Origin of the sequence: Fodinibius halophilus (assembly GCF_011059105.1) — a bacterium.
GTDB classification, from domain to species: domain Bacteria; phylum Bacteroidota; class Rhodothermia; order Balneolales; family Balneolaceae; genus Fodinibius; species Fodinibius halophilus.
Genome location: NZ_JAALLS010000001.1, coordinates 414,288 through 420,963, shown reverse-complemented (window position 1 = coordinate 420,963; position 6,676 = coordinate 414,288). Strand labels below are relative to the sequence as shown.

3 protein-coding genes are annotated in these 6,676 nt (G+C 41.6%); all 3 read left to right on the top strand.

What is annotated here, in order from left to right; translation table 11 throughout:
- The first annotated feature begins 557 nt into the window (after positions 1-557).
- The 3 genes from G3569_RS01635 to G3569_RS01625 are packed head-to-tail and all read left to right on the top strand — an operon-like array spanning position 558 to position 6,651.
- Positions 558-3,527, top strand: coding sequence for a SusC/RagA family TonB-linked outer membrane protein (locus G3569_RS01635; protein ID WP_165265401.1), 2,970 nt, complete (start codon positions 558-560; stop codon positions 3,525-3,527).
- 25 nt (positions 3,528-3,552) lie between these two features.
- Positions 3,553-5,544 (top strand): RagB/SusD family nutrient uptake outer membrane protein, encoded by a 1,992-nt coding sequence (locus tag G3569_RS01630; protein ID WP_165265399.1) that lies wholly within the window; start codon positions 3,553-3,555, stop codon positions 5,542-5,544.
- 30 nt (positions 5,545-5,574) lie between these two features.
- Positions 5,575-6,651 (top strand): SusE domain-containing protein, encoded by a 1,077-nt coding sequence (locus tag G3569_RS01625; protein ID WP_165265397.1) that lies wholly within the window; start codon positions 5,575-5,577, stop codon positions 6,649-6,651.
- The last annotated feature ends 25 nt before the right edge of the window (positions 6,652-6,676 follow it).

Below are 6,676 nucleotides of genomic sequence, written 5' to 3'. Positions count from 1 at the left end.
GCAGCCTCTGTTGCATTAATGGATTGAACACAGCTATTAAATAAACAGTTTTATTGTATTCAGAAAGGATAACCGATTCTGTGAACCAATAATTTCATACTGTTATAAGTACCGGCTTTTACAGCACTCCAATAATATTTCATCCCTTTTGCAGAATAATGCAAAATTAATTCCCTATTTATTGAAAACCTCTTGAATTAGAGCTCATAATTTGTTAGATATAGTGAAATGAAAGCGCTTACATATAAATGATACTTTAATGAACGTAACATTTCGATTTTCAATTAATACTATATAGGGTTTTATTTTTTAAGCCGACAATGTAAGCGCTTACATCAGTACGTATATCAATACAAGAAGGGTATTTACGCAACAGATATTGAAATAGTAACGGAAATTATCACAATAATTTGCAGAATTTTTCCACACATCCATCCAATGATTTTCATACACAGCAAGACAAATACACTATACAATACGTAATCGCAAGAACATCTACCCTATCAATAAGCTGGCAAGGTGTTTGCTTTACCATTTAAATACTAAACCTAATTCATATGATACCATTGAAAAAGCTACTAATTACGTCATGTCTCATACTGGGGTTGGCATTACCCGGTTTGGCACAGATCACCGTTTCTGGTACTGTGACTGATGCTGAAACCCAAGAGGTATTGCCCGGTGTGAATGTAACTGTAAATGGAATGTCTACTCGCGGGACATCAACTGACTTGGATGGGACCTATTCGCTTGAAGTCCCCTCTGCTCAGGATACCCTCACCTTTTCTTTTGTTGGGTACATTAAACAAGAAATTCCTTTGAATGGACGCTCCACAATTAATATCGAACTATCTCCCGACATCCAACAACTCCAGGATGTTGTTGTTATTGGTTATGGCACCCAAGAAAAAGATGACAATACGGGTTCGGTTACCGCTGTTAGCGCTGAAGATTTTAATGAAGGTGCTATTACTTCTCCGGAAGAATTATTTCAAGGTAAGGCAGCCGGTGTAACGGTAACCTCTAATGATGGAGCCCCGGGAAGCGGTGCTACTATTCGTATTCGCGGCGGTTCTTCCCTATCAGCCGATAATGCCCCTTTATATGTAGTTGATGGCATCCCGTTAGACGGTGGAAATGTATCCGGGATGCGTAACCCATTAAACACCATAAATCCCAATGATATTGAATCAATCTCTATCCTGAAAGATGCTTCTGCAACAGCTATTTATGGTTCTCGAGCTTCTAATGGTGTTGTTTTAATCACTACAAAACGAGGTGAAGCGGGCCAAAATTTTGAAATCAGTTATACGGGAAAGGCTTCTTATCACACACAATCCAATGAAATTGATGTACTCTCAGCTGATGAATTCAGCAATACAATTCAAACACAGTTTGGCCAAACAGGAGCACAATACTTGGGAGATAATAATACTGACTGGCAAGAACAAATATACTCCAATTCTTTCAGTCAGGATCATAACCTTAGTTTTTCTGGGGCTTATAATAGTTTACCCTACAGGGTATCAATAGGATTTTCCGGTAACTCTGGTTTACTAAAAACATCTGATATGGATCGCTTTACGGGCTCAATAGCCGTAAACCCCACCTTCTTTGATGATGCATTAAAGGTTGATCTGAACCTAAAAGGCATGCAGGTAAAAAATCGCTTTGCCAACCAGGGAGCTATTGGTTCAGCATTGACCTTTGACCCTACGCAGCCTGTAACAGTGGATGGCAATCCCTATGGTGACTACTTTACCTGGACAAAAAATAACAGTCCCATTGAACTTGCTCCTGCTAATCCGCTAGCATTACTGGAACAAACAAATAACGCATCTACTGTTTATCGATCTATAGGAAACATTAAACTGGATTATGCCCTGCCCTTTGTTGAAAACCTCAATGCTGTAGTTAAAGCTGGGTATGATTATTCGACAGTAGAAGACGGCAAGAACAACATTAAAGCCAATGCCGCCTTTGCCTATCAAGGGCCCAATGGGGCTAATGGGCAGCGTATTGACTATTCGCAGAAAAAAGAAAATGAGTTGCTGGACTTCTATCTCAATTATAAGAAAGAGTTAGAATCCATAGATAGCAAAGTAGATCTTACAGCCGGTTACTCTTGGGAGCACCATTATGAAGAAGGAGCAACGTATGCTACCAACTATAACACCTCAGATACGTTGGCAGTCAGCCAAGATACTGACTATAAAACGGAACACTATATTGTATCTTTCTTTGGACGCGCCAACTATACGTTCAAGGATAAATATCTATTAACTGCTACACTTCGGCAGGATGGCACCTCTCGTTTCTCAGAAGATAATCGGTGGGGACTCTTCCCTTCTGCTGCTTTAGCATGGAAGATTCATGAAGAATCATTTCTCGAAGATATTGAAGCTATCAATCAACTGAAGTTGAGATTGGGTTACGGGATAACCGGGCAACAACGTATCAATCGAGGAAATTATCCCTATCTCCCAAAGTACACATTAAGTGAACCCACTGCCCAATATCAATTTGGGGACCAATTTATAAAGACTTTTCGTCCTGAAGGATATAACGCTAACCTAAAGTGGGAAGAAACAACCACCTACAATATTGGTTTGGATTACGGATTATTTGATGATCGTGTATTTGGTTCTATTGAGGCCTATTATCGAAAAACCAATGATCTGCTAAATTTTGTACCCGTACCGGCCGGTACAAACTTTACCAACCGCATACTGTCTAATATTGGTTCTATGGAAGTAAAAGGCGCTGAATTCAATGTAACCGGTAGAGTAATATCTACTGAAGATACCTATTGGGAGGTTGGATTTAATGCCTCACGAAATCTTGATGAAATTACCCAGCTTACCAATGTCAATTCTGAGGACTATAAAGGCGTTGCCGTTGGTGGTATTGCAGGTGGTGTAGGCAATACCATCCAAATTCACAGCGTTGGGCATCCAAGAAGTTCATTCTATGTGTATGAACAGGTTTACGATGAAAACGGTAATCCTTTAGAAGGGGTTTATGCAGACCGAAACGGAGATGGGATAATCAATACTGATGATAAGTATCGGTACGAAAGCCCCTCCCCCGATGTAACACTTGGTTTATCTTCACGGATTGAATATAAAAACTGGGATGCTTCCTTTTCGGCCAGAGCTAATATTGGCAATTATGTATATAATAATGTGGCTTCTACCAACACCATGTACAGCTCAATGTTAAACTCCGATGGGTATTTAAGCAATGCTCTTACAGATATCAAAGATATCCAGTTTAACAATGCCCAATTTCATTCCGACCACTATATAGAAAATGCATCGTTCTTGCGAATGGATAATGTCTCCGTAGGCTATAGCCTTGATGGCATCTTTGATCAGATACAGTCAATGAGAGTTTCTGCAACGGTACAAAACGCTTTTGTAATAACCAATTACAGTGGACTTGACCCAGAGGTGTTCAATGGAATTGATAGTAACATCTACCCTCGTCCTCGCACCTTTATCCTCGGATTAAGTCTGAACTTCTAATTGAAATTATTTAAAACCGAACATTATGTTTAAACCAAATAAAATACTGGCGATCGCTTTAATCGCTTTGATGAGTGTGGCTATTACGTCGTGTATAGATGATTTGAATACATCTCCGCTTGATAAAGACGTGGTAACCTCCGAGTCTGTATATGAAACACCGAACGATTACAAAAAGGTACTGGCTAAGCTCTATGCCGGTTTTGCTACTACCGGGCAGCAAGGTCCGGCCGGTAATCGTGATATTCAAGGTATTGATGAAGGATTCTCAAGTTATGTTCGTCAACTTTGGGTACACCAAGAACTGCCCACCGATGAAGCGGTAGTTGCCTGGGATGATCCCGGTTTGCCTCAGTTTAACACGCAAGAATGGACTCCATCTAATGATTTTGTAATGGGCTTATATAGTCGCATCTATTATGAGATCTCATTAGCGAATGAGTTTATTCGCAACGCAAAAGGCAGCGATAATTCTGAGATTCAAGCTTATATGGCCGAAGCCCGGTTTATCCGTGCCCTAAGCTATTGGCATGCCCTGGACTTCTACGGTGAAGGCGTTCCCTTCGTGACAGAAGAAGACGGTGTAGGTGCTTACCTTCCTGAACCTGCTACTGCTAAAGAGTTATTTGCTTATATCGAAGGTGAGCTTAAAGCCATAGAAAGTGAACTCCCCGCCCCCCAGAGCAATGAATATGCCCGAGCAGATAAAGCAGCAGTTTGGACTTTGCTTACCAAATTGTACCTCAATGCTGAGGTATATATAGGAGAAGATCATTATGATGATGCGATTACCTATGCCAATAAGGTTATTGACCAAGGAGGATATAGCCTCGAAAGCAATTATGGGGACCTCTTCAAAGCGGATAATCATACAGCCAATGGTATCATCTTCCCTATTGCCTTTGATGGCGTAAATACCAAAACGTGGGGCGGTACTACCTTTATTACTCACGCTGCGGTAGGTGGTTCTATGAATCCCGGACAATTTGGAATTGACGGTGGTTGGTATGGTCTCCGCACAACCCCTGAATTTGTTTCACTCTTTGATGAAGGCCAACCACAAAACGGATATCAAAATAGTAACCCCGACAATAAGCCTGAAATCTATGTTCCTGGAGGTTATCAATCTGCCAGTGGATACGATACTGGTGGGAATGCTAATTGGGATCCCAATGATGCACCAAGATTAACCGCTGAAGGTCCTGCTGAAGACAGTGTCTTTACCGGATATGTATATTTCGCCCAAGACAATTCAGAATTCAAATTCACCTTAGATCGTACATGGAATACTCCGGTAGGGTTAGGAAAGGGAGATTTTGAGGGCAACCTTTGGCAAGATGCCGGTAGTCCTAATTTGTCAATTGAAAAAGCAGGCATGTATAAATTCACCGTCAACCTAAAGGGGGATTTGACACAAGATCCTGAAGGAGATGCCGGTGAACCCGTAGTTAAGCGAACCCCGGTTATAAACAGAGATATAAATTTCAAGAATACTAGAGATCAGTTTCACAACCACCGTCAAGCAAAAGACATTGAAGCTGTAGAAACCTTTACCGACGGATATGCCGTAAGTAAATGGAAGAATGTTACTTCCAATAATACTGCCGGTGCCGATCCTACCTTTGTTGACATCGACTTCCCCATGTTCAGATTGGCAGATGTTTACTTGATGTATGCAGAAGCTGTAGAGCGTGGAGGTGGCGGAAGTGAAGCTAAAGCGGTTAATCTGATCAACGATTTAAGAGAACGAGCTTACGGCGATCAATCCGCTAATATCACCTCTGGAGATCTAACTCTCGATTTCATTCTGGATGAGCGTGCCCGTGAACTTTACTGGGAAGGTCACCGACGGACCGATTTACGACGCTTTAGTAAATTTACTGGCGGCGAATACGTCTGGTCATGGAAAGGCGATATCAAAGGAGGAAGTGCAACAGATCAGAAATATAACTTATATCCCCTTCCGGCTTCTGATGTAAACTCCAATCCGAATCTGTCGCAGAATCCAGATTATTAATTCAATTTAAATACCATAAACAGCAGTATAATGAAGAAACTAATAATATTACTTCTATCGATCGTTAGTATCGCTTTGATCAGCTCCTGCGATAAAGGAGAGCTGGGACCGGTGGCCAATACCACTGATCCTGGCACCCCTTCTTTGGAAGCACCTAATTCCGGTCAAAGTTATACCCTTACAGAAGGAGAAGCCGAGAATACTTTGATGACCGTTGAGTGGACGGAACCTGATTTTGGGTTCTCTGCAGCTCCTACTTACAGTATTCAAATAGCCGAAGCCGGCAGTGATTCTGGTTTCGTAAGTTTAGGTACTACCCAAGAAACTTCTTTTGATGTAGTAGTAAAAGCCTTCAACAACCTATTACTGAAAGAAAAATTTGCAGCAAATAATACCCATGCACTAGATCTCAGGGTTTCTGCTTCAATTAGTGATTCTGTTACGAAAGCCGTTTCAGAACCGGTATCAATATCAGTAACTCCCTACTTGGTTGAAGTTAATTACCCAAAGATCTATGTGCCCGGCGGATACCAATCGTCGAGTGGCTATACCACCAACTGGGAACCTGCTGATGCTCCGCCCCTATTCTCTGTGAATGACGATGACAATTATGAGGGCTATGTCTATATCGCAAATGGTGGATCTCAGTATAAGTTCACCGCAGAACGAAATTGGCAAGATGGAGATTGGGGTACCAGTGGTACTGAAGGTGAACTTGAATCCCCAGGTAACAACATTGTAGCTTCCAGCTCCGGATACTACAAGATGAATGTCAATCTCAATGATTTGACCTATTCGACTGAAGTAACAGACTGGGCAGTAACAGGTAGTGCTACTCCCAATGGATGGGCCGGCGATAACACAGCCGACCACGATATGACGTATGATCCTCAAACTAAAGTCTGGAGTTTAGATCTCAGCCTTAGTGCCGGCGAACTCAAATTTCGTGCTAATGATGCCTGGGAACTTGCTTATGGTGATGTAAATGGTAATGGCCGCCTGGATACTGAAAACGAAAATAACATCGCGGTAGAAGAGTCAGGAAACTATACCATTATTCTTGACCTCAGTGATGCTCCTTACACCTACGAGCTCCAAAAGAACTAACGTTCTCCGTGTCTTGAATTAAACT